Source organism: Nocardiopsis ansamitocini, from assembly GCF_030268225.1.
Lineage (GTDB): Bacteria > Actinomycetota > Actinomycetes > Streptosporangiales > Streptosporangiaceae > Nocardiopsis_D > Nocardiopsis_D ansamitocini.
In genome coordinates this window covers 899,647-926,575 of sequence record NZ_BSQG01000001.1, presented here as the reverse complement: position 1 = coordinate 926,575, position 26,929 = coordinate 899,647, and the positions used below count along the sequence as shown (strand labels likewise).

General features: G+C 68.7%; 18 protein-coding genes. 8 read left to right on the top strand and 10 right to left on the bottom strand.

Going from position 1 to position 26,929, the window contains the following annotated elements; genetic code table 11:
• Positions 1–10 precede the first annotated feature (10 nt).
• A complete protein-coding gene (locus QSJ59_RS04180; protein WP_285757338.1) occupies positions 11–1,582 on the top strand; it encodes an alpha/beta hydrolase in 1,572 nt (523 codons plus the stop codon).
• Positions 1,583–1,772: 190 nt separating this feature from the next.
• Positions 1,773–2,618 (top strand): GNAT family N-acetyltransferase, encoded by an 846-nt coding sequence (locus QSJ59_RS04175; protein WP_285757896.1) that lies wholly within the window; start codon positions 1,773–1,775, stop codon positions 2,616–2,618.
• Positions 2,619–2,793: 175 nt separating this feature from the next.
• Here QSJ59_RS04175 and QSJ59_RS04170 read toward each other — a convergent pair whose 3' ends face one another.
• From QSJ59_RS04170 to idi, 3 genes are all read right to left on the bottom strand, one after another.
• On the bottom strand, positions 2,794–3,537 hold the full coding sequence (locus tag QSJ59_RS04170) for a hypothetical protein (protein ID WP_285757337.1): 744 nt from the start codon (positions 3,535–3,537) through the stop codon (positions 2,794–2,796).
• A 99-nt stretch (positions 3,538–3,636) separates the two neighbouring features.
• Positions 3,637–4,350, bottom strand: a complete 714-nt coding sequence (locus QSJ59_RS04165; protein WP_285757336.1) for a Crp/Fnr family transcriptional regulator — start codon at positions 4,348–4,350, stop codon at positions 3,637–3,639.
• Positions 4,351–4,903: 553 nt separating this feature from the next.
• On the bottom strand, positions 4,904–5,458 hold the full coding sequence (gene idi / locus QSJ59_RS04160) for an isopentenyl-diphosphate Delta-isomerase (protein WP_285757335.1): 555 nt from the start codon (positions 5,456–5,458) through the stop codon (positions 4,904–4,906).
• Between the two features lie 896 nt (positions 5,459–6,354).
• On the opposite strand from idi, the gene QSJ59_RS04155 reads away from it, so the two are divergent.
• Positions 6,355–6,843: an ATP-binding protein gene (locus QSJ59_RS04155; protein WP_285757334.1), complete on the top strand. Its 489-nt coding sequence runs from the start codon at positions 6,355–6,357 to the stop codon at positions 6,841–6,843.
• Between the two features lie 97 nt (positions 6,844–6,940).
• Here the strand turns inward: QSJ59_RS04155 and QSJ59_RS04150 are convergent, their stop codons facing one another.
• The 7 genes from QSJ59_RS04150 to QSJ59_RS04120 all read right to left on the bottom strand — a co-directional run bounded on the left by QSJ59_RS04150 (position 6,941) and on the right by QSJ59_RS04120 (position 19,149).
• On the bottom strand, positions 6,941–7,759 hold the full coding sequence (locus tag QSJ59_RS04150; RefSeq protein WP_285757895.1) for an AMP-binding protein: 819 nt from the start codon (positions 7,757–7,759) through the stop codon (positions 6,941–6,943).
• A gap of 553 nt (positions 7,760–8,312) precedes the next feature.
• Positions 8,313–10,730 carry a tetratricopeptide repeat protein gene (locus QSJ59_RS04145; RefSeq protein WP_285757333.1) on the bottom strand — a complete coding sequence of 806 codons (2,418 nt, stop codon included), beginning with the start codon at positions 10,728–10,730 and terminating at the stop codon, positions 8,313–8,315.
• 252 nt (positions 10,731–10,982) lie between these two features.
• Positions 10,983–13,451 (bottom strand): ATP-binding protein, encoded by a 2,469-nt coding sequence (locus QSJ59_RS04140; protein ID WP_285757332.1) that lies wholly within the window; start codon positions 13,449–13,451, stop codon positions 10,983–10,985.
• A 230-nt stretch (positions 13,452–13,681) separates the two neighbouring features.
• Positions 13,682–14,998, bottom strand: a complete 1,317-nt coding sequence (gene hisS / locus QSJ59_RS04135) for a histidine--tRNA ligase (protein ID WP_285757331.1) — start codon at positions 14,996–14,998, stop codon at positions 13,682–13,684.
• A 287-nt stretch (positions 14,999–15,285) separates the two neighbouring features.
• A complete protein-coding gene (locus tag QSJ59_RS04130) occupies positions 15,286–16,707 on the bottom strand; it encodes a YlbE family protein (RefSeq protein WP_285757330.1) in 1,422 nt (473 codons plus the stop codon).
• A 142-nt stretch (positions 16,708–16,849) separates the two neighbouring features.
• Positions 16,850–18,355, bottom strand: a complete 1,506-nt coding sequence (locus QSJ59_RS04125) for an AllF/FdrA family protein (protein ID WP_285757329.1) — start codon at positions 18,353–18,355, stop codon at positions 16,850–16,852.
• On the bottom strand, positions 18,352–19,149 hold the full coding sequence (locus QSJ59_RS04120; RefSeq protein ID WP_285757328.1) for an oxamate carbamoyltransferase subunit AllH family protein: 798 nt from the start codon (positions 19,147–19,149) through the stop codon (positions 18,352–18,354). Before QSJ59_RS04120 ends, QSJ59_RS04125 begins: the two co-directional genes overlap by 4 nt.
• A 231-nt stretch (positions 19,150–19,380) precedes the next feature.
• On the opposite strand from QSJ59_RS04120, the gene QSJ59_RS04115 reads away from it, so the two are divergent.
• The 5 genes from QSJ59_RS04115 to cutA all read left to right on the top strand — a co-directional run bounded on the left by QSJ59_RS04115 (position 19,381) and on the right by cutA (position 26,927).
• Complete coding sequence (locus QSJ59_RS04115; protein WP_285757327.1) at positions 19,381–21,102, top strand: PucR family transcriptional regulator; 1,722 nt, start codon at positions 19,381–19,383, stop codon at positions 21,100–21,102.
• 478 nt (positions 21,103–21,580) lie between these two features.
• Positions 21,581–22,975: a uracil-xanthine permease family protein gene (locus tag QSJ59_RS04110; protein ID WP_285757326.1), complete on the top strand. Its 1,395-nt coding sequence runs from the start codon at positions 21,581–21,583 to the stop codon at positions 22,973–22,975.
• A 66-nt stretch (positions 22,976–23,041) separates the two neighbouring features.
• Positions 23,042–23,953 carry an FAD binding domain-containing protein gene (locus QSJ59_RS04105; protein WP_285757325.1) on the top strand — a complete coding sequence of 304 codons (912 nt, stop codon included), beginning with the start codon at positions 23,042–23,044 and terminating at the stop codon, positions 23,951–23,953.
• Complete coding sequence (locus tag QSJ59_RS04100) at positions 23,950–24,492, top strand: (2Fe-2S)-binding protein (protein WP_285757324.1); 543 nt, start codon at positions 23,950–23,952, stop codon at positions 24,490–24,492. The genes QSJ59_RS04105 and QSJ59_RS04100 overlap by 4 nt, the downstream gene beginning before the upstream one ends.
• Positions 24,492–26,927, top strand: a complete 2,436-nt coding sequence (gene cutA, locus QSJ59_RS04095; RefSeq protein WP_285757323.1) for an aerobic carbon-monoxide dehydrogenase large subunit — start codon at positions 24,492–24,494, stop codon at positions 26,925–26,927. The genes QSJ59_RS04100 and cutA overlap by 1 nt, the downstream gene beginning before the upstream one ends.
• The last annotated feature ends 2 nt before the right edge of the window (positions 26,928–26,929 follow it).

Below are 26,929 nucleotides of genomic sequence, written 5' to 3'. Positions count from 1 at the left end.
GGCGGAGGGTGTGCGGCGAGGCGCGGGCGGGGCGGTCGGGGCGGTCACGGTGGGGACGCTGCTTGCCGCGGGGTTGGCGGCCGGGCCGGCGGTCGCACAGGAGAAGCTTGAGTGGGCGGTATGTGCCGATCTCGAACCGCGCGGCGACATCCAACCCGAGTGCTCCTCGCTGGCCGTGCCGATGCAGCGCGGCGGTTCCGGGGCCACGGAAACCGTGACACTGGCGCTGTCCAGAGTGCCGGCCCGGGCCGAGCGAGCCGGAACCCTGGTGGTCAACCCCGGTGGACCGGGAAGCCCGGGACGGGACTGGGCGGCCATCGTCGCCCAAGGGCTGCCCGACGATCTGCGCGAGTCCTACGACGTGGTGAGCTTCGACCCCCGCGGTGTGGGAGCCTCCACCCCCGCCGTCCAGTGCGACCCCCGCTATTTCGAGGCGGCGCGCCCCAGTTCGGTGCCTGCCGACGCCTCGGCAGAGAAAACCCTGCTGAACCGGGTCGCCGTGTACGCCGAGGCCTGCCGTGAGCGCAACGGTGCGCTGCTGAGCCACATCCGCACCGTGGACAGCGCCCACGACATCGAGTCGATCCGCACCGCACTGGGAGTCGAACGCATCGACTACCTCGGATACTCCTACGGCACCTACCTGGGCGGCGTCTACGCCACGCTCTACCCCGACAGCGTGCGCCGCATCGTCCTCGACAGCGTGGTCAATCCCGACAACCCCTGGTACGGGAGCAATCTGCTGCAAAGCCGTTCACTGGACGCGGCAGCGCGCAACTTCTTCGGCTGGATCGCCCGGTACGACGCCGACTACCGGTTGGGCACCACTGGCCAGCAGGTCGCCGAACGCTACTACTCGGCCCGCGACGACCTGGCCGCCCAGCCCCTGGACGGGATTGTCGGCGCCACGGAATTTGAGAACATCTTCCTGCCCGCCACCTACGCCAGCACCTACTGGCCCTCCCTTGCACAGACTCTCTCCGCCTACGTCCGCGGCGCAGATGCCAAGCCCCTGCTCTCGATGCACGAGAAACTCGGCGAAGACGCCGATTCCGATCCCAGCCACGGTGCGTACCTGGCCACCCAGTGCTCCGACGCGCGTTGGCCGCGTGACTGGGCGACCTGGCGCACCGATGCCCGACGATTGCACGACGAGGCGCCGTTCATGGCCTGGAACAATACTTGGTACAACGGTCCCTGTATGTTCTGGCCGGTCAAGGGCGGCCCGTGGTTCCAGGTGGACGGCCGGTCCGTCGCGAGTGCACTGATCGTCCAAGCCACGGAGGACGGACCGACTCCCGTCGCGGGCGCATACGCGATGCACGCGCGCTTCCCCTCGTCCCGGTTGATCATCGAACAGGGGGGCGTCACCCACGGCGTCTCCTTCGGGGACAACGCCTGTGTGGACCTGGCCGTGGCCGCCTATCTGCGTGAGGGAACGCTGCCCGCGGCCGGTGGTGGTTCCAACGGGGCCGACCTCACCTGCGCGCCCCCACCCCAGCCCCAGCCGCGTCGTCCCGAGAACGCGCAGGCAGACCCCGACCGGGGGATCCCCGGTCTCGACCACCGCCTCGGGGCATGATCCCCGACGGGCGCGGACTACCCTGGAACGGCCGGGGACAGTTGGCGCGAGTGGACACAGAGGATGGCCGACGCCCAGCCATAAACCGTCAGAAGCGGGCGTTTTCCGACGTCCGGTGGATACGATTGGGTCGAGAGGCGCCGGGATCTCCTGCCGCCTCTGGCGGACGCTCCCAGGTGAGGTGATGCGGGTGCTGCGGACCTCGCCGGTACGTGTGCTCGGTGAAGGCGACAGTGCCGCCGTGCACGCCCTGCTCGATGCCGACCCCGTCGGCAATGTCTTCGTCAGTTCACGACTGCGCGCTGCCGGGCTGAACCCCGGCCGGCTCGGCGGTGAGCTCTGGGGGTACGTCGAGCACGGCTCCATCACCGCATTGTGCTACGCCGGAGCCAACCTCGTCCCGGTCAATGCCGGCCCCGATGCCGTCAGGCACTTTGCCGGCCACGCCCGTTGGCAGGGACGGCGCTGTTCTTCCATCGTCGGACCGGTTGCTGCCGTCACCGACCTGTGGCAGCGCCTCGGCCCGTACTGGGGGCCGGCCCGGGTCATCCGGACCCGCCAGCCGGTGCTCGAGGCGGAGCAGATTCCCGCTGCGGTCGTCCCGGACCCGTTGGTGCGCCGGGTGCGCATGAGCGAGCTCGGCATCCTGCTTCCTGCCTGCGTGGCGATGTTCACCGAGGAGGTCGGGGTCCCTCCCGACTCCGGTGACGGCGGTGCGCTGTACCGTGCACGGGTCGAGGAGCTGGTCCGGATGGGACGCGCGTTCGCCCGGATCGAAGACGGCAGGGTCGTGTTCAAGGCAGAGGTGGGGGCGGCGACACCGCACGTCTGCCAGGTACAGGGCGTCTGGGTCCATCCCGACCTGCGCGGACGCGGACACTCCGTGGCGGGGATGGCCGCGGTCGTCCAGGCGGCGCGTGCCGAGATCGCGCCCCGGGTCACCCTCTACGTCAACGACTTCAACACCCCGGCGCGCGCGGTCTACCAGAAAGTGGGATTCCGCGAGGTCGGGGAGGTCATGTCGATCCTCTTCTGACCCGGACGACGGTTCCTGCCGCACCTGCGGCCGTCCGGGATGACGCGGGTCCCGTCCACTTCTCCCCGCGTCATCCCGGTTCCACCCGCGCCCGTCACCTGCCCGTGCGGACGCGGACGGGGGAGCCGGATCCTGGCCGCGTCCGAGCGGTGGACCGGCCCCCGTCTGGGGGCGCTCAGCCGGCGCTGTCGCCGGTACCGCCGTTGACGGTCACCGTCCCGTAGTTGTAGCGCACGTGGGCCTGGGGGCCGGTGTTGGTGATCCGGGGCGGCCACCAACGCATCTGGTCGGGGGAGAAGTCCTGGTAGGGAGGGGCCGCTTGGACACGGGGGTGTGCGGTGGGCACGTGCACCCAGGCGCGGGTGCGGAAGCGCTTGTCCTCGTCGCTGACCTCGACCGGGGTGAACTCCCTGCTGTAAAGGTCGTAATCCCCCTGGTCAACGACGTCGGTGTAGATGGAGTCGGAGACGGTCAGGACGAAGTCGACTTCGGGGTTGTCGCGCAGCGCACGCTTCGCGGCGGCGGAGTCGCGCAGCCGGCAGACCGAGACCACCGCAGCACCTGCGTAGCCGTTGGCGCCCAGCGATACGTTGCCCTGATCGAAGGCCACCCGTAGCCGCAGCCGGGACTCGTCTTTCAGATCGGCGTTGTGGTGGTAGAGGGCCATGGCGAGCTCGTGGGTGAAGTAGGCGATCACCCGCGCCTCCTCTATCCCCGGTTGGAGCAGCGCGAGTTCGCCGTCGCCCTGTGCCTGCACCTCCCAGCAGGATCGGTCCAGATTGGCGTTTTCGCAGACCAGATCCATGATCCTGATCAGCCATTCCTGAATTTCGCTCTGGGAGCGACGGTTGCGTCCGCTGTATGCTTCGGCGTCCACGGCCAGGCACATCCGACGGATGGCGGGGGTCGGATACTCCATCCGGAACCTCGTTTCTTGCAGGGGTGGTGCGCGGTGGGCAGGCGCGTGGGGGTGCCCGCACCCACCGTCGCGCGAAACGCGAGTTGAGATCCCGTATTGCTACGGTCTTGTCGAAATGTTCTCCGGAGGGTCGGCACACTCCCGTAGCCGGGGGAGGTCGAGCACGATGTAGTTGCGGTAGCCGACGCTGATCACGCCGTGCTTGCGTAGTTCGGCCAGGGCCTTGTGCACTGCCGGTTCGGAGGCGGCCACGATCGCGGCGAGTTCGGGTTGGGTGAGTGGGATCCCGATGGAGACGCCTCCCTGAGCGGGACGCCCGTGGTCGGCGAGGATGCGCAGGAGCGCCCGGGCCACCCGGACCGGCACTTCCTGGCTGCTGAAGTCGACGATCTTGTCGGTGGCCGATCGCAGTTTTCCCGCGATCGAGGCATTGACGATCTTGACCGCGGCCGGGGTGCGTTCAAGGAAAGCCTCGAACTCGGAGAAGCCCAGCACGCGGGTGGAGATGGCGCCGATCGCGACGACACGGGCCATGCGCGGGCTGGCGTCCATGCCGGCGAGTTCGCCCACCAGGTCGCCGCGTGAGCGTACCGCCAGCAGGATGGTGCGTCCGGTGTCGGACTCGCTGATGATCTTCACGTGTCCGTTGGTCAGAACGAACAGGTGGGTGCTGAGCTCTCCCTGGCGCAGCAGGACTTGGCCTGCGGCGAACTCGCGCCGGGTGCCAAGGGAGAGTAGTTCGTCGCGCTGAGGGGCGGTGAGCCTGCCGACGACGCTGTTGTCGGGCCAAGCGCGGGAGCCATCGAGCCGCATCGTCCAGGTTTCCGTGTCGCGGATGCAGAGTGCTGCTGGGAGGGGGACCTCGACGTTGCCGTGTCCCGGAGAGTGGGCCTAGCCATTCCCCGAAAACGGTTGCCCGAAAACGGCGAGGGGTGGAATGAAGGTTACCTTCTTCTCAAGAAGGATAAGGGCGACAAACCTGCCGTTGGTGACAGGGAGGCGTATCGATGGCGATTGGGTGACACGACGCGCAAGGACGGGGCAGGTCGCCCGGCCCGCCCCCGCTTCCACAATCGGCGGGCTTCCGGTCCCTTTGGTGCGACAGTCCCATGAACAGGTCGATTGTTCGCATCCGATGGGCCCGGGTGTCCCCACCTGCGACGGCCGGCTCGCCTGCGCGGCTCGGTCAGAGGAGGGGACTCCCTGCTGTGCTGAAGACCGGGCGATTCGATTCTGCGCACACCCTCCCACGCGACGCGTCGCGATCGCATGTGGTGGCCGGTCCTGTCGCGCCGGCCCGGGGACTCTCGACGGTCGTGGTCCGGACGTCTGCTGGATCGGTCACGCGGATGGGAAACGTGCTGCTCTAGACCTTCCAGCGGTTTTGGGCGGCTGTGTCCAGCAACGGGACCTGGATGGCAGCCCACGGACTGATGGACCAGGGGGCTTCCTCGGCGAGACGGGCCAGGCCGGTCCAGGACACCCAGCGGTACTCGGCTACCTCGTCGGGGTCGGGGAGCGGGTCGTTACCGGCGACTGCTGTGTAGACCGGACAGAACTCGTTTTCCACGATGCCTTCCGCCGACACCGCCCGGTAGCGGAAATCCGGCAGTACCAGTCGAACGGATTCGAGTTCGAGGCCCAGTTCGGTCCGGGCGCGGCGATACACCGCGGCAGTACGGTCCTCACCCGGTGCAGGGTGTCCGCAGAAGCTGTTGGTCCACACGCCGGGCCAGGTCTTCTTGCAGAGGGCTCGCCGGGTGACCAGGATCCGGTCCTGCGCATCCCGTACGTAACAGGAGAAGGCCAGGTGCAGTGGAGTCTGGCCGGTATGCACAGTGGCCTTGTCGGCCTCGCCGATGGGGGACAGGTCTTCGCTCAACAGGACGACCTGCTCGCGTGGTGCGGTTGTGGCGGTCAATCTACTCGTGCCTCTCGCTCGGGTCACTCGGGGGTGGCCGCGTCCTTGTCCTGCGGCCTTCCTCCAATCTCTACCCGACTCACCGGCCCGCCCTCATGACAACGGCCGAACAGGCGGTGTTCAGGGGCAGCCCGTGCTGCGTGAGCGGGAGGGCGGACCTGTTGTCGCCGGTGGCCGCTCTGGGGCCGGGAAGCCCCGGGCGGCCCTCGAATCGGTGCCCCTGCTTGTCTTGAGCCCGGTTCTCGGGCGAACGGCCCAAGGCCGATCGCCCACAGGTTTTTCTGTGGCCGCGCAGGTCCGAGTGGTTTCTCGGGGCCCAGGCCGGGGGCGGCCGGCAGTGGGAAGGGCCGGGGCCGGTTGGCCCGCAATCGCGACACGCCCGGTAGCGGCTTGCCGCGGGCCGATTCGGTGCCAGCGGTCGCGGCGGGAACGCCGATGCCGGACAGGGAGCGGGTGAGCAGCAGCGACGGGGCGTTCTTTCCGCTCCCGTCCTTACCGACGAACGCGTTCTTCCCTAGTAGCCTTTCAGGTGTTACCGAGACGGTTGGTGCCCGAGTGATCCACGAGTCGTGGGTTCTATGACAATGGTTACCGTTCCCGGAATGCATTCGGTCGGCTGTTCGGTCTCGATTGTGTCGCGACAGTGCGTCGTGCAGGCCCCGTCAGTCGGACCCCAGTCGGCAGATGTCCTGAGTTCGCAGTTCACGAGGGAGGATTCGTGGGCGGTAGACGCGTCCTTTGTCTTATTGCGAGAGGACACATGACGGCCTTTTGTGGGGCTGCCGTACCACTGGCGACGTCGATGTGTTGTGCTGTCGGGGTGCCTTTTGCCAAGGAGATCCGCGAGGCGCCCGGGCGGGTGTCCGAGGGCGGGTTGTGATGGGAGTGATATGGGGATGACCGACTCGCAGCGGTTGCGCGCGTGCGACGCTGCCGACCCCTACGACGCGCCCGCCATCGACACCAGCGAGCTCACCGGGTCGGCCACCGACCACACCGTGTGGAGCTGTATCGGCAACCTCACCGCGGTCCGCTCGATCCGGGCACGGGTCCGGGAATTCCTCGAACGCGCCAATTACCCCGAAGCGATCCTGGACGACGCGGAGCTCGCGGTCAGCGAGCTCGCGACCAACGCGCTTCTGCACTCCCGTTCCGGCCAGATCGGCGGAGTGATGACACTGTTCATCCGGGTGAGTCCGGGCTGTGTCCGCATCGCTGTTGCCGACCAGGGGGACAAGGACCCGGATGAGGTCGCGGTCGTCACCCGGGAGGACGAGGGCGAGCACGGCCGGGGCAAGCTCATCATCGAGGACTGCACCTCGCGCAACGGTGAATACCGCACAGAGGCCACCCACGTCTCCTGGTTCGAGATCGACCTCGTCTAGCCGGCCGCAAGCCGTTGAGCGAACCGCTTCCCCGGCCATATCGGGAGCGGCGGCCCCACCGTCCGCGCAGCCGTGGTCCGGCAGGTCCGTGTGGAGATCAGTGGATCCGGCAGGGAAAGGGGTAGCCGCGAATGGTCGCCTCCGCGTGTGCCAGCTCCGCCCCGGTGGCAGCGTTTTCCCCCGGGGCCAGTGCGACCACCGACGCCCCCCGCCACAAAGCCACCGCGGCGAGGACACAACGGTCGAACTCGGTCATCCCGTTCTCGATAGCCACCACGTCCGTCGGGGTCGGGTTCAATTCAGTGCAGAGCCGGCGGAAGTGCCCCATCAGGTCGCGGTACGAATGCGTCACGGTGCGCAGGCGCCCGCCGGGAAGTGCCGCGTACCCCAGCAAGCCGCTGTTGAACAGGCCGTGGGTCGGGTCGTAGGCACTTCGGCTGCGCGTCGGACGCAACAGCTCGTCGAAGGGCGTGGTCTCCTCGGCACTGCCGAACGCCACGACCTGACGGACCCGAGAGCGTTCGGAGAGCACCAGAGCCAGTGATGCCAGCTCCGGACTGACCATGATCATCCGTGCGTCGGTTTCCACCAGCACCTCGGCAAGGGTATCGATGTCGGAGGTGAGTTCGAGCGGAAGTGCGATACCGCCTACTGCCATCGCGGTGTAGATCCCGGTGAGCCGATCGGTGGAGACCGGGGCCAGTACGGCCAGTACGTCGTCCGGGCGCAGTCCGCGACGACTCAACCCGGTCGCAGCCTGCTGGACCGTCTCGGCGAAATCTGTGGCGCTGGTGCTCGTGCCTTCGTGGTCGCTCACCCGGTTGCGGAAGCCGTCGTGACGGAGCCGCTCCAACAGGCCACCGGTCAGCGAGCCGATCGGAGTCGAGCCGCCACACAGGAACTCGGCGGGGTCCATCTGAGACACGTCCTGTAGTCGGTCGACCTCCACGAAATCCCCCGATCGTCCAGATGATGACCGCTGGCCGGGCTCGTCACGCCCCCTCCACGTGGCGAGCCCGGAACGCCGTGGCGGTCAGCGCCGCGGGACCTTCCCCTCAAAAGGCACCCGCGGCCGCTCAAGCCCCAGTCGTGTCCCGTTCGGACCATGGCCGTTCGCTCCGTCGCCCCCGATGAAAACGGAGCGAGGCGCTGGCCGTTAAGCCAGTTCCGGCTGGTTCAAAACAGGGTTTCGCTGGGTTTCCGCGCCTTAGGCGCATGAGTTCGCTCCGAGTCGGACTTCGCTTCGCGAAGCGCCTTGAGGCGAACTCATGGCTATGAGATTAGCGCGCTCAAGCCCGTTTGCACATGCATTCACGTGTGCAGCTGCATATGTAAATTCGGGCCCGTGGCGTATGTAGAAACACTTTTCCCAGTTCACAGGTGCTAAAGCGCGTGTTTGTAGTTTTTCGGTGGCCTGACCGATCATGGATCAGAGCCCCGGATCGCCGTATGGGAAGCGATCCGGGGCCTCAGGCGTGCGGTTGCCGCTCCGTGATCCACGCCGCGATCTGAGTGCGGGAATTGAACCCCAACTTGGTGTGGATATTGGCGACATGGCGAGCCACCGTGGTCGGAGTGATAAACAGGGTTTCGGCAACCGACCGGTTGCTCATCCCCGAACCGATCAGCAGCGCTATCTCATGTTCGCGGGGGGTCAAAACGGTGGAACGGGGCGGTTGCTCCACGGCGGAAGAGCGCGGTGATCTGCCGGTCTCGGCCAAATGCAGTGCAAGTTCCACTGCCTCGTCCACTTCCAGGCCGCGCCCTTTCTCCCAGAGCGCGGCGAGCGGGCCGTCTGAGGGCCGGATCGTCGCCGCGCTGGGGGGATACCCCGAGCGCTCCCGCATCCCGGCTGCCGCCCCGGCCAGTTTCGCCGCATCCTCGACCATGCCCTGACGTTCTGCGATCGTGGCGATGGCGAGCATCCCCCGCGCCACGCCCAGCCGCTGGCCGGTGCTTTGGCACAGGGTGAGACTTTCACTGAGGTAGTCGTACGCCTGGGCCGTGGCGCCCTGAAGAGCGGCGATCCGCCCCACGCCGGCCAGGCAGCGTGCCAGTTCCGGAGCTCCGCCGATGGCACGCTGGATGTCCAGCGCCTCGCGGAAGCAGCGGTCCGCGCCGAACAGGTCGCCGCGTGCCTCCGCCACCATCCCCTGGCCGAGGAGTGTGCGGCCCACGCCCCACCGGTGGTCGATCCCGCGCAGAATGGCCAACGCGGAATCGTAGTGTGCGTTGGCGGAGTCGAAGTCGCCTTCCAGGCCGGCGAGCGCTCCTTGAGTACCGCGGGCGATGCCCTCGTTCCAGGGATCACCGACCGATCGGGTCAACTCGACGACCTCGGCCAGGCGTTCTCTGGCGCTGTCGAAGTCCCTGCCGCGCATGTCGGTCATCGCCAGAATGTTCAGGGCCAGTGCGACCGATGCCGAGTCGTCCGACGCGCGGCAGCGTCGCAACCCCTCCTCGCCGATCCGGGCAGCATGGGCGTGGTCCTGCTGGTCCCAGGCCAATTCGGCCCGGCGCACCATTGCCTGCCCGCGCAGCCCCTCGTCGTCGCTGTCCATGGCCAGGAAGCGGTCGGTCCAATAGGCGCCCTCGGCTCGCTGCCCGGCGGCCATCCAGTACGGGCGCAGCGCCACGCACAGCCGCAGGCCCTCGGCCGCGTTGTCCCGGACGGCCGACCAGCTCAACGCTGCACGCAGATTGTCGTAGTCGGCCATCACCCGATGCCAGACATCGAATCTTTGCGGCCAGGCCATTCCAGAGCCGCGCACGGTGTTGTCGGCCAGTTCCTCGGCCAGCAGCAGCATCTGGTCGCGGTGCCGCAGCCGCAGGACGCGCTCTTCGCCCGACTCGCCCAGTTGAACGGCGGCGTAGTGCCGGATGGTTTCGAGCAGCCGGTAGCGCATGCGCCCTTGGTGTTCGCCGGCCACTGTTACCAGTGAGCGGTCCACCAGCGAGACGATCAGGTCCAGGATCTCCTCACGAGGGAGGGACTCGTCTCCGCAGACCCGTTCGGCCAGTTCGAGGTTCCAGCTGGAGAACACCGAGAGCCGCCGCAGGAGAATCTGCTCCGACTCCCCGAGCATTCCGTGGCTCCAGTCGATGACCGCGCGCAGTGTCTGCTGCCGTACCGGAGCGCCGCGGTGGCCGCTGGTCAAGAATTTGAAGCGATCGCCGAGCCGCTGCGCAATCTGTGCGACCGAAAGCAGTCGGACGCGCGCCGCGGCCAGTTCGATGCCCAACGGAATACCGTCCAGACCGCGGCAGATGTCACTGATGTGCTCCAGGCGTTCCGGAGTCACGGTGAAGTCGTGGGAGCTCGCGCGGGCCCGTTCCACGAAAAGGCGGACCGACTCGGTGCACAGAGGGTCGGCCTCACCGGGGCGGGGGACACCGAGCGGGGGCACCCGCCACACGGTCTCCCCCGGAACGCGAGTCGGCTCACGGCTGGTGACCAGGAAAGACACTTCCGTGCAGATGTCGAGCAGCCCGGAGACGACCGCGGCGACGTCGGTGATCACATGCTCGCAGTTGTCCAGGACGAGCAGCAGCCGGCGTGGTCGCAGCACATCGGCCAGCGTCTGCTCCAGTTCGCGCTCGTTCTCCTCGCTGACGCCAATGGCCGTGGCGATGCGGGTGACGATCTCCTCCCGGGTGGTGACGTCTGCGAGTTCGCACAACCACACCCCGTCCCGGAATTCGGCCGTCGCCTGTGCGGCTATCCGCAGCGCCAGTCGTGTTTTGCCGATTCCTCCGACTCCGCACAGGGTCAGGACCCGATTGGCCTCGATCAGTCGGAGTAGGTCACTTAGGTCACGCTCACGTCCCACGAAGCTGTTGAGTTCCAATGGCAGGTTCTGCCGGGCCGGTGCGGTGTGTGCTGCCATGGCCTCCGCGCGATCGGGCGGTCGGGGCACGCGACCCCTGCTCGGGAACGCGCGATGCGGACGGAAAACGGGCGAAATGGAGAACGGGGCCGGAATTCCTTGAGACCTGTCTTAGTAGCTGTTCCGGGAGTGTGCAACCGGAACGACAGTTTTGGCTGCTAACGATGTCGGCCCGAAATCCTGGGAGCGGTCCGCTCGCTCTCAGAAAAGCGACTGAAATTCGCATTCTTGTCGATGGGTTTTCCAGTGGCCTCACCCCGGCTCGGACGGCGTTTCGCTGAGGGCCAGCCAAGCCCCCAGCTCGGCACGCGAGGAAATGCGCAACTTGTTGAAGATGTTGGCGACGTGGCGGGCCGCGGTCGCCTGGCTGATGACCAGGTCGTCGCCGATCGCACGGTTGGACAGCCCAGCGCCGGCCAGCCGTGCGACCTGCCATTCCCGCCGGGTCAGCGCGCCCTTCGCCTCGGTCGTGCCGGGCAGCGGGAGCACTTCGGCCAGTACCTTCTCCAGTTCCAGCTCGCGTCCCCGCGACCACTCCGCGGAGGCGGCGTTCGCCCCCAGACTCTTCTCCGCGCTTTCTCGCAGCTGCGCGGTCGCACGCGGTTCCCGGCCGAGGCCAAGACGCAACGCCTCGGCCTGGCCGCCCAGCAGCGCGGCCCGCTGGGGCAGCGTTTCGGTCACCGCGAGCCACGCCAGATTCTCCAGTGCACGGGCCACTGCCAGCCGTCGCCCCGACTCCACGCTCATCCGTACCCCCTCGGCGAGGTGCAGCCACGCCTGGCGGGGATTGCCGCGCGCCGCGGCCAGGCGGCCCAGCCCGCCAAGGCAACGGGCGATGTCCAAGGCGGACCCCAGGTCCGTGAACAGGGCAAACGCTCTGTCCAAGTGCTTCTCGGCGGTCGGATGGTCTCCTTGGTGGACGGCCAACAGCCCCAACCCGCTGTTGCACCGTCCCGCGGTCCACTCGTCGCCGGTCTCCCGAGCGATTCGCAGCGCCCCCGTGAGCCACCGTTTTGCGGCCTCCCGGTCTCCGACGGCGTTCGCCAGCAGCGCGCTGGCCCCCATCGCCGTCATCTCCAGGGACCGGTCGCCGAGCCGCCGACCGATCTCCAGGCACTCCGCGGCCTGGGCGGCACCACGTTCGGGCTCTCCCCGGCGCAGCGACACAACGGCCAACGAGGCAAGGCCCAGTCCCCGTACGGCCTCGTCGCCCACCTCACCGGCCAGCCGCACGCCTTCCTCGCTACTGTGCCCCGCGCTGTCGGCGTAGTCCAGATCCAGCGACAATTCGCCGTACAGCACCAGGGCACGTGCGCGCAGTCCCGGCGGGACGCTGTCCCCGGCGGCTTTCAACAGGGCACCCACCAGAGCGGAGCCCTCGGCGCACAGATTGCGCACGAACCAGTAGCTGCGCAGGGCAATGCAGATATTCAGTGCCTGGTCGATCTTGTCGTGCTCCAGGGCCCACAACAGCACCGAACGCATGTTCTCCCGGCCCGCACCGATCCGGCGTAGCAGGCGCAGGCGTTCCTCCCACGGGGCACCCGTGTTCATCCGCGCCGCCGCTTCGGTGAACCAATCGTTCATGTAGTCCAGTACCCGCAGGTGGTAGGACTCTTCCTCGCCGCTGGCCCGCAGCCGCTCCGCTGCATAGACGCGGATCGTGTCCAACATCCGGTATCGGACGACGTCGTCGACCTCCCTGTCCACGACGATCAATGACTTGTCCAGTAGCGAACCGTGCAGCTCCAGTACCTCGTCGGCGGGCCACTCGCCATTGGAGAAGAGGCCCTCGGCCGCGTCCAGTTGCCAGCTGGCGAAGACGGAGAGTCTGCGCAACAGCACTTGCTCGGCATCGGTCAACAGCGCGTGGCTCCACTCGACCACCGAACGAATGGTGCGCTGCCGTGCGGGGAGCTGTTCATCGGCGGAGCTGAGAAGCCGGAAGCGGTCGTCCAGCCGTTCCAGGATCTGTTCGACCGTCAAGACGCGCACCCGTGCAGCGGCCAGTTCGATTGCCAGTGGTACGCCGTCCAAGATCCGGCAGATCGCTACGACGGTGTCGACGTTGTGCGCACTCACCTCGAAATTCGGTCGAGCCCTGCGGGCGCGCACCGAGAATAGCCGGGTCGCTTCGAAGCGCATGGCCTCCTCGACCGCCATCGTCGGACGCGGGGCACGGATGAACGGCCACGGAGTGCTGGGCAGCGTACGCGCCGGCGCCTCGGGATCGGGGACCGACAGCGGCTCGACCCGCCAGATGGTCTCACCCGGGATGCGAAGGGGCTCCCGGCTGGTGGTCAGGATGCGCAGGTGCGGGCAGGTGCTCAACAGCAGGCGGCACAGTTTTGCCAGGGGAGCCACCACCCGTTCGCAAGTGTCCAGCACCAGCAGCAGACGGCGGTCGCGCAGTGCGAGCGGAAGGGCCTCGGAGAGCGTGCGCTCCCTGGTCTCGGTGATGTTCAGCGTATGGGCGATGCAGCGAAGGGCGTGTGTCTCGGTGAGGGCCGCGCTGAAGTCCACGAACGCGGTTCCGTGGGAGAAGGCCTCCGCCTCCTGCTGGGCGACCTGAACGGCCAGTCGGGTCTTGCCGATCCCACCGGCTCCGGTGAGAGTGACGATCTTCGTGTCGCTCAGTAGACGACCGATGTCGGCGACATCCTGCTCCCGGCCGATGAAAGGCGCGTCGAAAGAAAGGGAGAGCTGGCGTTGAGGTGTCATCGCCTCGTCTATTCCGAACTGCTGAGTCGGCGGTGTGGCTGTGCCGCACCGGTTCGACAGCCCGGCGCGAAGATGAGCCCGTGCTGAATTTTTACACGTTAAGTCGGTTGATGTCTGCTCAATGTCCTATATCGGGCGCACTGATGGCACGGTAGCGGTTGTGCGACCGAGAGACACCGACAGAGGAAAACCGGGAGAGCCGGGACGGTTCCGTACTCCCCCGGGCAGGGTCAGCGTGTCCAGACGGTTGGGTCGGCCTCGGCCTGCTCGCCGGTACCCAGGTTCTTCACCTCGTGCGGACGTCCGTCCTCGAAAGGCGGGAACCATACGAACGGGATTCCCTTGCGCGATGCGTACTGGACCTGTTTGCCGATCTTGGCGGCCTGGTGGTAGACCTCGACGTTGAAACCGCGTCCGCGCAGTAGCGCCGCCGTGGTCAACGCAGCCCCGCGTCGCTCGTCGCTGGGGACCGCGACCAGGACGTCGGTCGGGCAGAAACGCCCCTCGCCGATGCGTCCCTCCGCGACCAGCTTGGCGAAGATCCGGGTCAACCCGATGGAGATGCCCACTCCGGGCAGGCTGCGCCGGATGAACTGGCCGGCCAGGTTCTCGTATCGTCCACCGGCGCAGATACTGCCGTAACCGGGATCATCGTCGAAGGCCGCCTCGTAGACGGTGCCGGTGTAGTAGTCCAGGCCGCGCGCGATGGACAGATCCGCCACCACACTGCCCTCGGGGAGGTCGCTCAGCGCGTCCAGGACGTATCCCAGCTCTTCCAGGCCCTCCGACAGCAGCTCGGAGGACACGCCCAGTTTGGCGACCTCCGCCACCACCGATGCGTCGGAGCCGCGGATGAGCGCGAGGTCCAGGCAGGCGCCCGCCTGCTCCGGGGTGAGTCCCGCCTGATCGACCAGGATCGCCCGGACACCATCGGCGCCGATCTTGTGCAGCTTGTCCACGGCGCGGATCACCGCGAGCGGGTCGCCGATGCCCAGTCCCTCGTAGAACCCTTGCAACACCTTGCGGTTGTTGATGCTCAGCGTCCAGGCGGGCAGCTCCAGGCCGGTGAGCACCTCGTGCACGATGCGCGGCAGTTCGGCGTCGAAGTGCATCGGCACACGGTCGATGTTGATCACGTCGATGTCGCACTGGGTGAACTCGCGGAACCGGCCTTCCTGGGGGCGCTCGCCGCGCCAGACACGCTGCATCTGGTAGCGCTTGAACGGGAACACCAGGTCGTTGAAGTGCTGGGCCACGTACCGCGCGAAAGGGACCGTGAGATCGAAGTGCAGCCCCAGCCGCGCATCACTGTCGTCGCGTTCGTCGGCCTGGAGCCTGTTCAGGGTGTAGACCTCCTGGGAGGTCTCTCCCTTCGACATCAGCACGTCGAGTGCCTCGACGGACGGGGTCTCCACCGAGGAGAACCCGTAGCGTTCGAAGCCGGCGCGGATATGGTCCAGCCAGCGCTGCTCCACCGACCGGATCTGAGGCGACCACTCCGGGAAGCCGCTGATGGGTGTTGGACGAACGATGCGCTGATCGGACATGGGTTGGGTCGGCTCCTTGCCAAGGACCTCGAAGTGAAGCGTGCGGTCCAATCGTAGGCCCTGGCGGCGGGCGCGCTCCAACAAGCCGCTACCCCGGTTGCGGTACGGCCGTCCAGGGCACCCGTGGAACGGGCTGCCCGGCCACGGTCGCGCGGCCGACGACTCAGAGGTCCACCGACTCCAGAGGATGAGTGCCGCGAGGACGAATGGCCGGTCGGCGTCGGGAGGGCGCTGCGCGGACCCCGTCCACCGCCGACCGGTAACCGTTGTCTCCCGTGGGTCGCGGGTCAGCCCTCCGGGAGTTTCGGAGCGGCCTCGGCCAGTGCCAGGAGCGCCTGGGCGAAGCACTCCTGCGGCGGGTTGACCAGACCCGCACCCACCTGGCCGGTGCCCGCGACCTTCCCGGCCATTCCGGTGTTGATCTGGGGCAGTATGCCGGTCCGCACCACCCGTGCGACGTCGATCCCGGTGGGTGCGCCACGGAAGTCGAGGACCGGCAGTTGGAAGGCCGGGTTCTCGGCGAGCGTGATCTCGTACATGCTGCGCGAGGTGGCCAGCGCGAACGCCACGTCACCGCCGACGAAGCGGACGATCGCCGGAGCCGTTGCCATCGCCATGCCGCCGATGCCGCAGGTCTCGGTGATGGCGGAGTCCCCGATGTCGGGGTTGGCGTCATCAGGGCCGTATGCACCCAGGAACAACCCCTCGGGGGTCTGTGCGGGGCCGGTGAACCAGGTGTCACCGGTGCCCGAGACCTGGATGCCGAAGTCGGTCCCGTTGCGTGCCATGGCCACGACCAGGGTGGAGCCGGGGACGTCGCGTCCTGCGTCCATCATGAGTTTGCCCGCCGGCATCACGAGGTTGAGGAAGAAGTGGTCGTTGCCACCGACGAAACGGACCGCCTCGGCCAGGTCGGTGGCCGGTGCCCCGGAGGTGATGAGCGCGGGCAGCAGCTCACGCAGCAGCATCAGTGTTCCCGAACGGTTGCGGTTGTGCCCCTCGTCGCCCATCTGCAGCATCTGGGCGATGATCGCGCCGATGTCGATGGCCCCTGCCGCACGCACCGCGTCGCGCAACAGCGGTCCCAGGACCGCCGACATCCAGCGCAGCCGCTCGATCACCTCGGAGCCATAGGCTCCGTAGCGCAGAACCTTCCCCAGCCCCTCGTTGAGGGAGCAGAAGGCGCGGCGCCCGCTGGCCTCGTCGACGAGTTCGAACACCCACATGGACGGGCTGATCACGCCCGCCATCGGCCCCACCGCCGCATGGTGGTGGCAGGAGTCGAGGGCGACGGCCCCCGATGCCAACACCTGCTGGGCTTCCTCGGGAGTGGACGCCACGCCTTCGAAGACCATCGCGCCCATCAGCGCACCGCGCAGTGGCCCGGAGGCACGTTCCCAGGTGATCGGGGGGCCCGCGTGGTAGAAGGTGCCGGGTGCCATCCCCAGTGCCTCCCCGGCCGGTCGCACGTCCACCAGTTGCGGACGCACGGCGAGGACCCGTTCCACGGCGGTGGCGTTGGCCTGGGCCCGCCGTGGGTCGGCCAGCACGCGTACCAGCGCCTCGTCGAGAGCACCATCGCCCATCGGGGGCGCGAACTCCACGGGGGTGACAGGTACGGCCTGGGCGGTCAGTGCGTCGGTGAACAGCCCGGCGCCGACCGAGACGACAGAAGGGTCGGTGGCGAGCAGGGTGGATTCTCCGGACATGAATGGGCCTTTCATCGCGGTGCGCGGCGGTTGTCCACGGGTACGGGCTGTGCGGTCGGAACGGCCGACGCCGGTCGAGTACACGCCGGGGCCGTTCCGGTGCGGGGTGTTCCTCGGCGGGAGGGGCCCGCGCCGGCCGCGGTCACTCCAGCAGCTCCAGTGCCCGGCGGGCCGCCGCGGCATTGGACAGGTACACCTCGGCGCCTGCGTCGGTCAGCACGGTCGCCTGGCGCTCCAGGCCCTGCGGATCGCCACTGCTGCCGCACAGCGTCACCACCACCGGTACCGTGCCGCCTGAATCCCGGACGGCCGCCGCCACCCCGGCCGCGGGGTCGGGGTGCGCACCGTGCCCCAGAACCAGATCCAGCAGTACGACACCGGTGGCGGGATCGGCGAGCTCCGCACGCAGCCGTTCCTCCCGCACCGACGGGTCGATCATCGGGTGCGGACGTCCGGCGGTGAGGGTGTCGTCGCCGAAGTCGATCACCAGGTGGCCGTCGTGGCGCAGGTCGGCCGGCAGGGTCCACGCGTCCTCCCCGGGCCGCAGCGGGATGTTGGAGGCGATCGGGCCCAGCGCGCGAGCCGCCACCAGCATCGCCTCGTCGGCGAGCGTTCCCCCGCAGAACAGGCCGCGCAGTGCCCCGGCACGAGGCGTGACCGCCCCGGCAGGGAACCAGGACGGCCAGGTCGGGGCGGGGGCGCCGAATGCCGTGACCACCTCGGCCGCGGCAGCGCTGATGTCGTCGCCGGTTCCCAGCAGCACAAGATGGACCGGGGTGTCCAGGGCCGCGGACGCGGCCCGCACCGCCGCTGCGACCTCCGGCGCGGGCGGTTTGGAGACCACGACGATCCGCTCGGTTGCCTCGTCGGCGTCGAGCAGCTGCAACGCCTGGAGGGTGGAGCGACCGCCCACCGCCGCGGACAGGTCCCGCCCGCCCACGCCCAGGCAGTGTCCGACGCCTACTCCGGCAGCGTCCAGCAGGCACATCAACTGCTGGGCGCCGGTCCCCGAGGCCGCAACGATTCCGACGGGCCCGGGACGAACGGTGTTGGCGAACCCCAGTCCGGCCCCGCCGACCACTGCCGTGCCGCAGTCGGGCCCCATCACCAGGCGCCCCAGTTCAGCGGCCCGCTCCTTCAGCGCGATCTCGTGCGCAACGGGGACGTTGTCGCTGAAGATCAGCACGTCCAACCCGGTCTCCAACGCCTCGAACGCCTCGGCTGCGGCGTAACGGCCCGGCACCGACACCAGGGCCAGCGCGGGGGGAGTTCCGTTGCCCGCCGCTCGCTCGACGGCGCTGCGCATCGACCGGGGCGGGGCCGCGTCATCGCCGCCGGTGCTGCCGGTACCGCTTCGGCCCATGGCCGCAAGTTCGGTATCGGCCAGCTCCAGGGCAGCCGAGCGGGTCGCCTCGTCGTCGGCACGCACCGCGATGACGAGGTCGTTGGGGCCGGTGCCGGAAGGAACTTCGGCGTCCATCTGGGCCAACAGTTCCAGGTTCAGTTCGGTGGCCATGGCCACCAGCGCCGCGGTCACCCCCTCGAAGCCGGCGACGGTCCTGCTCACGCTCATCAACGCGACCGAGTCCCGGTAGGCGCCTTTGCGGATCTGCACCGTAGTGGCGCTGGCCGCCGTTTTGCTCGTCACGGACGCTCCCTGTCTGCTGGTGGGGATGGAGAAGTCAGTGCCCCGGCTCCGGCGAGGACGCCCAGGGCGAGGTCGGTTCCGGAGGTATGGCCGACCGTGCGCAGCGCCGTCAGCGCGGGGCCCACCGGTGCGTGTCCTGCGACCGCGTCGATCAGGGCGACCGCCTGCGGACAGGCTTCACCGCGCGCGGCGTACTCCAGCAGGGTCGCCGACAGCGACGTGGTCGCGGTGCGGGCACGCCGGAGCGCGGCAGTGGTCAGTGGGGTGGAACGGTTGCCCAGGTGACGTACGGCGAGGACGAATCCGCATACGGCGTCGTCGCCGCTCGGGGTGAGACCGGGGCCCAGGCCGACCAGTGCGTGGGCGGCCCGCCGAGCCGCAGCGGGGTCGTCCAGAGCCGGCGCGAGAAGCGCCAGCAGACCGGAAGAGAGCCCGCCGGTGGTGTCGGCCAGGTTTTTTCCCAGCGCGGCCAGTGCAGCGGCGGCGGGTCCGGGTGGAGCGGCAGGCGGACGGGGACGCGACGGCCGCCACCACCGGCCCACTTGGACGGTGAGTGAGCCGGTGGGGCTGTCGAGAACCACGGAGCATCGACCGATGCGAGCCGACGTGGCCGGGGCCACGTCGGCGAACGGCCAGACGCTCTGAGGTTCGGCGAGGACCACCCCGTTGGGCAACCGAACGGCGTCGTGTGCCAGTACCGCCACCACGGCCGGCCTCGGGGAGTCCTCCAGTTCAAGGTAGACCGCCGAGCGGAATGCTCCCAGTACCCGCGCAGGCCGGAACGGGCCGCTCATAATGTCGTAAAGACCCGACGCCGCGGCCCCGGCCCGGTTGGCCGCGGGAAAAGTCCCGGTCCGCCGGGGGGACCTCGCTCCTCGGTGCGTGGCCCAAGCACAGGTCTGCGTCCGGGGGGAGTACTGCGCCACGTCCTGCTCTGGCCAATAATCGGCCACTGCGTCTCCCCTTCCCGCATCCGGCGGACCTGACCTGGGTGATGACGCTATGCGAGCCGCTATCGTCTCCACATGGAAAACGTTGCCAACGATCACGACGGCACTGGACATAATCTGACTAGCTCGGACCGTGTGCACGCCTCCAGTACGTTGGCGCGCGGGTTGAGCGTCGCCGAGGCAATGGAGTTGTCCAGTCTGGCCGGGACACGGGTCGTCGCCGGTACGGGCGGGATGGATCGGGCCATCCGACGCCTCAACGTCATGGAGGTTCCCGACATCCTGCCGTGGGTCAAACCCGACGAGCTCCTGTTGACCACCGGCTACCCGCTGCGCAACGATCCGCACCAACTGGCCACTCTCGTGCGCGAGCTCGCCGCACGGGGGCTGGCGGCACTCGCCGTCAAGCTCGGCCGCTATGTGGACGAGCTTCCCCCGGAGATGCTGCGCGCTGCCGACGAGGTCGGTCTGCCGCTCCTGCGTCTCCCGGACGGAGTCGCCTTCGACGACGTCCTCAACCAGCTGCTCACCGACATCCTCAACCGTCAGGCGGCAACGCTCGCCCGTGCCGAGGAGGTCCACCGGGTACTGGTCAATGTTGTTCTCGCCGGCGGTGGGCTGGCGGCGATCACCAACGAGCTGCCCGCTCTCCTGGACGGCGGGGTCATGGTGACCACGCCGGACGGACGAGTCCTCGCGAGGTCGGGGCTGTCGGAGGAGACGCTTGCCGACCCCCGCTACTTCGAGCTCACCAGCGGCCGTTTCCAGGTGGAGCGTTGCAAGCACGGCATCCGCGCCCTCGACGACGACAACGCCCGGGTGGTCCAGGTCCCGGTCCTCGCCGGGAACCTCGACCACGGACGCATCGTCCTCATCACCCACGAGCGCTCCATCGATCCCACCGACGTGCACGTTCTGGAACGTGCTGCCGCCACCGCCGCGCTCGTCATCACCAGGGATCTCGCGGTGGCCGCGGTCGAGGGCAAGTACCAGGGCGACTTCCTGCGCGACCTGCTCGCGGGCCGTGCGGGCGACCCCGAGCACGCGGTCCGTCACTGCGCGACGCTGGGATGGGACGTGGACCGGCCCCTCGTCGTGGTGGTCGCCGAGATGGACGCCGAGTCCGACACCAGGGTGCCCGCCGCCGGTGATCTGCGTCCCGCTCACGAACGGTTCGCCAGTGCCTGGACGATGGTGGTGCGCGAACGCGATCCCCGAGCGGCCGTCGCCGGGTACAGCCAGGAGGTCGTGGTGGTCATGGGGGCCGACGACTCCGTCGGTGCACCAGGGCCCGGCCGGCTGGTCCGCACCATGGTCGGTCAGGTCTCGGGTGACGGTGGTGGTGGCCGGCGCTCCTTCGCCACCGGGGTCAGCCGCATCGTGCATAAACCCGAGCAGATTCCCGCGGCCTATGAGCAGGCCCGCCAGGCCGCGCGGGTGGGCCGCCAGATGTACGGGGTAGGGGCCGTCGCAGACTTCGACGACCTCGGCGTCTACCGGCTGATCAGCCTGGTGCCGGACGGGGCCGAGCTCCAGGCGTTCATGACGGAGACACTGGGCGGCCTGGCGGTGCGTGGCGACGCCGAGGTGGACGATCTGCGCACCACCCTGGAAGTGCTGCTGGACAACAACCTCAACGTGGCCGAGACCGCCCGCCTGCTGCACTTTCACTACAACACCCTGCGGTACCGGATCGGCAAGCTCGAACGCATGCTCGGCCCCTTCACCACCGACCCCCACTTGAGGCTCAACCTGATGGTGGCCCTGCGGGTGATCCAGATGCGTGGGCTGACCTAGCGCAGGGCGGGGGCACCCGGCCCGCTCCGTCGCCAGCGCAGCCCGGACCCGCGGTGATTGCCGAAAGATGGGGGCTCCTTCTGTGCACAATCGCTGAAACCACAGGTGGGAAGCCCGACGTGTGGTGAAGTCACATCGTTATCCGCTGCCAGGTAACGCGTGGGAAATTGGGGCGCGACAATTTGGACATTGAGTCGTGCCGAACTGGACCCTGCGTGTTCGCGAGGACCGGACACGCAACTGCGGTACGTGGCAAACCGCGACGGCTCCCTCCGACAGGTCCGCGGCCGTGTTGGGCAGCACTGCACAACTGGGTAGAGGGTATTCAGCAGTTGTCGCTAGTGAAGCGGGTTTCCGCAGGTCCCTAGTGTTGCTCCAATTAGTGAACCAGATCACGTCCGGCTGGTTCGCGGGGACTGCGGATCGGGTCCACCGGGGGGTGCCCAGTCGCGCCAGAAGCGTCATTTTGGAGGCGGGTATGAAGCTCGGCTTGGGCTGGAAGCTCTACGGGGACGGCAGCGCCCCACCCCCGGGAGAGGTCGTCAAGCCCCAGGAACGGCTGTCCTGGGGACGTACAACAGGGCTCGGAGCCCAGCACGTCGTCGCCATGTTCGGCGCGACGTTCGTCTTCCCGATCATCATGGGCCTGGACCCGAACCTGGCCATCATGATGTCGGGTTTCTGCACCATTCTCTTCCTGTTGATCGTCAAGGGCCGGGTCCCCAGCTATCTGGGCACCAGCGCCGCCTTCGTGGGCGCGGCCGTCATCATCTCTCCCAACGGGGAGAACCCGGCTGTCCTCACCGGGGCGATCCTGGTCGCCGGGGTGGTGCTGGCGCTCTGCGGGCTCGCCATCCACCTGCTCGGCCCGGTCGTCGTCCTCAAGGCGTTCCCCCCGCCGGTGACCGGCGCGGTCGTCATGCTCATCGGGTTCAACCTCGCCCCTGTCGTGGCCACCGTCTACTGGCCCGTCGACCAGTGGATCGGCCTGTTGACCATGGCCTTCGTGGTCCTGGCCACGGTCCTGCTCAAGGGCTTCCTCGGACGCATCACCATCCTGCTGGGCCTGGTGTTCGGCTTCCTGATGTCGTGGGTCTTCGACCTCGTCTTCGGTATGCACCAGGTCGTCCAGGACGACGGGACCGTCGCCAGCGCCATGCGCGTCGACCTCTCGGGCGTCGCCGACGCCTCCTGGATCGGCCTGCCGGCCCTGCACGCCCCCGAGTTCCAGACCTCCGCCATCCTGGTCGCCCTGCCCGCCGTCATCGCCCTCATCGCGGAGAACGCCGGCCACGTCAAGGCCGTCCAGGAGATGACCAAGGAGGACCTCGACCCCTACATGGGCCGCGCCATCCTGGCGGACGGCGTCGCCACCGCACTGTCCAGTTCCCTCGGCGGCTCGCCCACGACCACCTACGCCGAGAACATCGGCGTCATGGCGGCGACCCGCGTCTACTCCACGGCCGCCTACTACGTGGCGGCGATCGTCGCGATCCTCTTCGGCTTCTGCCCCAAGTTCGGCGCCCTCGTGGCAGCCACTCCCTCCGGTGTCCTCGGCGGCATCACCGTGGTGCTCTACGGCATGATCGGCCTGCTCGGCGCCAAGATCTGGGTGGAGAGCAGAGTCGACTTCGCAAACCCCCTGGTCCTGGTCCCGATCGCGGCGGGACTCGTCGCCGGAATCGGCAACGTCGAACTCGCCTTCACCGAGAGCTTCGTCATCAACGGCATCGCCCTGGGCACGATCATCACCCTCGTGGGCTACCACCTGTTGAACGCCCTGGCCCCGGCCGAGCTCAAACCCAAGCCGCTCCCGATGAGCGCCTACGACACCCCCTCCTACGACACGCCGGAGGACAGCACCAGAACCTGAGGCGACGCGGGCCCGGCAACGCGCGCCGGGCCCGCGGGCGCTTCGTCTCGACAACCAAGGGGACCCGTGAAGCCACCGCCGTTCTCGTACCACGCTCCAGCATCCCTGCCCCATGCCCTGTCCCTGCTCGCCGAGACCGGCTCCGACGGCAAGGTCCTCGCCGGTGGCCAGAGCCTGATCCCGCTGCTGAACATGCGCCTCGCGGCGCCGGCCCACCTCGTGGACATCAACGGGATCACCGAACTGGACCGCGTGGACACCGACGCCACCGGGGTACGGGTGGGTGCCCTCGCCAGGCATTCCAGAGTCGAAGCCGACCCGGCCGCGGCCGCGGCCGTCCCCCTGCTGGGTCAGGGGCTGCGCCTCGTCGCGCACCCGGTCATCCGCAACCGCGGCACGACCGTGGGCAGCCTCGCCCACGCCGACCCCTCCGCCGAGATGACGGCGGCACTGGCCCTGCTGGGGGGAAGCGTGGTCGCGGCCAGTACCGACGGGGAGCGCACCATCGACGTCGCCGACTTCTTCGTCGGTCCCATGGAGAGCAGTCTGCGCACCGGTGAACTGCTGGTCTCGGCGCACTTCCCCCGTCCACCCGCGGGCAGCGGAACGGCGTTCGCCGAACTGGCCCGCAGGCACGGCGACTACGCGATGTGCGGTGTGGCGGCCCTGGTCACCCTCGACCAGGACCTGCGGGTATGTGCGGCCCGTGCCGCCTACCTCTCGGTCGCCCCGGTCCCGCTCGTGCTCGACCTCACCGAGCCCCTGGCCGGACGTCCTCCCGGTACCGCCGACTTCGCCGCAGCCGGTCGGATGACCCGCGGACGCCTGGAACCGGAGGAGGACATCCACGCCACCGCCGAATACCGCGCGCACCTGGCCGAGGTCCTCACCGCGCGGGCACTGCGCGAGGCCGCCCAGGCCGCGATCCGCACCAGCCTCGATCCGGCCGAGAGCGCCCGGGAAGGAGCCCCCACATGAGCGAGGAACTGCACGAGATCCGGTTGCGGGTCAACGGGGCGGTGCACACCGCCACCGTTCCCGCCCGACGCCTGCTCTCCGACTGCCTGCGCCACGACCTCGGACTCACCGGGACCCACGTGGGTTGCGAACACGGCGTCTGCGGTGCCTGTACGGTCCGCATCGACGGTCGCCCGATGCGGTCCTGCCTGATGTTCGCGGTCACCGCCCAGGCCCACGAGATCACCACCGTCGAGGGGCTGGCCGCCGCAGACGGAACCCTGCACCCGGTGCAGCGCGCCTTCCGCGAGTGCCACGGGCTCCAGTGCGGGTTCTGCACGCCCGGCTTCCTTAACGTCGCCGCCGCCTACCTCGACGACAACCCCGACCCCACCGAAGAGCAGGCCCGCGAGGCCATCGGCGGCAACCTGTGCCGCTGCACCGGCTACCAGAACATCGTGCGGGCGGTCCTGCGCGCCGCCGAACTCCGGCGCGCCGACGGCATGCCGGTTCCCGAGCAGGCCGCACCCGAGGACGCGCGCACCCCAGGAGACCGCTGATGACCACCAAGATGTTCGGCCTTCCGGTCCAGCGCACCGAGGACCAGCGCCTGATCACCGGAAAGGGCGGTTACCTGGACGACCTCGGCGCCGGTGCCTACGCGGCGGCGTTCGTGCGCAGCCCGCACGCCCATGCCCGCGTCCGCGACATCGACGTCATGGCGGCCCTGGAGGTGGACGGCCTTGTCGCCGTCTACACCCACGACGACCTCACCGGCCCCATGGCCGAGCCGCTGCCGCTGCTCATTCCGCACCCCTCGATCCTGGACGGGCGTACCGCCCACGCCCTTGCCAAGGAGTACGTCCACCACGTCGGCGAGCCGGTGGCCATGGTGGTGGCCCGCGACCGCTACATCGCCGAGGACGTCGTGGAGCGCATCGCCGTGGACTACGAAATCCTCGATCCGGTGGTCGGGATCGAGCAGGCACTGCTGGCCGAGCGCGTCGTGCACGCCGGTATGGGCGACAACGTGGCCGCGCACCTGGTGCAGGAGGTCGGTGACGCCCGCGCGGCCATCGCAGCCGCTCCCAACCGCCTCGACGTCGAGTTGGACATCGAGCGTTCGGCCTGCACCCCCATGGAGGGGCGCGGCGTCTACGCGCGTTGGGACGGCCCCGACCAGATGCTGCGGCTGTACAGCTCCACCCAGACCGCCTCGGGGGTGCGCGCGGCGGTCGCTGCCAAGCTCGAACTTCAACTCGGCCAGGTCGAGGTCGTCGTGCCCGATGTCGGCGGCGGGTTCGGCGTCAAGATCATGCACCCCTGGCCCGAAGAGGTCATGGTGCCCTGGGCGGCGCGCGCCCTGGGACACGAGGTGAAGTGGACCGAGGACCGGCGCGAGCACTTCGTGGCGGCCGCCCACGAGCGTGCCCAACACCAACGCGTGACGGTCGGCTTCGACGACGACGGGCGGTTGCTCGGCCTGGACGTCGACATCAGCCACGACAACGGCGCCTACCTGCCATACGGCGTCATCGTGCCCATCATCACCTCGACCCAACTGTTGGGCCCTTACAAGCCGGGCGCCTACCGGGTGGAGTTTCGCAGCCTGTACACCACCACCGCCATCGTCACTCCTTATCGGGGGGCGGGGCGACCCCAGGGCGTGTTCGCGATGGAGCGGACCATGGACGCCATCGCCCAGCACTTGGGCATGGACCGCGCCGAGGTCCGCGCGGTCAACTTCATCCAGCCCGACGAGATGCCCTACGACCAGGGGCTGCTGTTTCAGGACGGTCGCCCGCTGATCTACGACTCCGGGGACTACCCGACCTCTCTGGCCATGATCAAGGACCTCGTCGGCTGGGACGACTTCACCGCCTACCGTGAGGAGGCCCGCGCCCAGGGGCGCACGGTCGGACTCGGACTCGCCTGCTACGTGGAGGGCACCGGCCCCGGCCCCTACGAGGGCGGCCACGTCCAGGTCGAGACCAACGGCAAGGTCCGGGTCGCCACCGGACTGACCAGCCAGGGGCAGGGGCACCAGACGGTCCTGGCCCAGATCGTCGCCGACGAACTGGGCGTTCCCATGTCCGACATCGAGGTGACCACCGGCGACACCCGACGGATGGCCTACTCGGTGGGTACCTACGCCTCCCGCGGCGCGATCATGAGCGGCAGCGCGGTGGCACTGGCCGCGCGCAGACTCAGGGAGAAGGCGTTGCGCATCGCCGCCGACGCGCTGGAGGCCGATTCCGGTGACCTGGAGATCGTGGACGGCCGGATCCGGGTCAAGGGGAGTCCGGCATCGGGTATCGAGCTGGGCACCGTGGCGGTGCTGTCCAACCCGTTGCGCTATGCCTTCGACGAGGCGTCCAAGGCCGCCACCCAGTTCACCGGAGCCGCGGACTTCGCCAAACCCCCGGTAGCCGAGGACGACGAGCCCGGGCTGGAAGGGACCGACTTCTACTCTCCGCTGCGCTGCACCTTCGCCAGCGGCATGCACGCCGTCATCGTCGAGACCGACCCGGAGACCGCCGACATCAAGATCCTGCGGTACTGCGTCGTGCACGACTGCGGCAAGCTCATCAACCCTCTCATCGTCGAAGGGCAGGTCCACGGGGGAGTGGCCCAGGGAGTGGCCGGTGCGCTGTACGAGCGAATGGCCTACGACCCCGGCGGTCAGTTGCTCAACGCCTCCTTCATGGACTTTCTCATGCCCTACGCCAGTGAGGTCCCGACCATCGAGATCGACCACCTGGAGACCCCCAGTCCACTGAATCCCCTGGGGATCAAAGGCGCGGGCGAGGCCGGCGTGATCCCCGGCGCAGCGGTGCTGGCCGCCGCGATCGAGGACGCGGAAGGCTTCGCGATCCAACGCATGCCCATCTCCCCGTCGGAGCTGTTCCACCTGCGCCGCCGCTTCGCCTCGGGAGAGATCGCGCCACTGCCCGGCCGCGCTGCCCCCGCACCCACCAACGAACAGGAGAGCTGAAC

Excerpts from the sequence above, each read along its gene's own strand:
- QSJ59_RS04170 (WP_285757337.1), bottom strand. The coding sequence starts at position 3,537 with ATGGAGTATCCGACCCCCGCCATCCGTCGGATGTGCCTGGCCGTGGAC.
- QSJ59_RS04165 (WP_285757336.1), bottom strand. The coding sequence starts at position 4,350 with ATGCGGCTCGATGGCTCCCGCGCTTGGCCCGACAACAGCGTCGTCGGC.
- QSJ59_RS04155 (WP_285757334.1), top strand. The coding sequence starts at position 6,355 with ATGACCGACTCGCAGCGGTTGCGCGCGTGCGACGCTGCCGACCCCTAC.
- QSJ59_RS04150 (WP_285757895.1), bottom strand. The coding sequence starts at position 7,759 with ATGGACCCCGCCGAGTTCCTGTGTGGCGGCTCGACTCCGATCGGCTCG.
- QSJ59_RS04145 (WP_285757333.1), bottom strand. The coding sequence starts at position 10,730 with ATGGCAGCACACACCGCACCGGCCCGGCAGAACCTGCCATTGGAACTC.
- QSJ59_RS04140 (WP_285757332.1), bottom strand. The coding sequence starts at position 13,451 with ATGACACCTCAACGCCAGCTCTCCCTTTCTTTCGACGCGCCTTTCATC.
- hisS (WP_285757331.1), bottom strand. The coding sequence starts at position 14,998 with ATGTCCGATCAGCGCATCGTTCGTCCAACACCCATCAGCGGCTTCCCG.
- QSJ59_RS04130 (WP_285757330.1), bottom strand. The coding sequence starts at position 16,707 with ATGTCCGGAGAATCCACCCTGCTCGCCACCGACCCTTCTGTCGTCTCG.
- QSJ59_RS04120 (WP_285757328.1), bottom strand. The coding sequence starts at position 19,149 with ATGAGCGGCCCGTTCCGGCCTGCGCGGGTACTGGGAGCATTCCGCTCG.
- QSJ59_RS04115 (WP_285757327.1), top strand. The coding sequence starts at position 19,381 with ATGGAAAACGTTGCCAACGATCACGACGGCACTGGACATAATCTGACT.
- QSJ59_RS04110 (WP_285757326.1), top strand. The coding sequence starts at position 21,581 with ATGAAGCTCGGCTTGGGCTGGAAGCTCTACGGGGACGGCAGCGCCCCA.
- QSJ59_RS04100 (WP_285757324.1), top strand. The coding sequence starts at position 23,950 with ATGAGCGAGGAACTGCACGAGATCCGGTTGCGGGTCAACGGGGCGGTG.
- cutA (WP_285757323.1), top strand. The coding sequence starts at position 24,492 with ATGACCACCAAGATGTTCGGCCTTCCGGTCCAGCGCACCGAGGACCAG.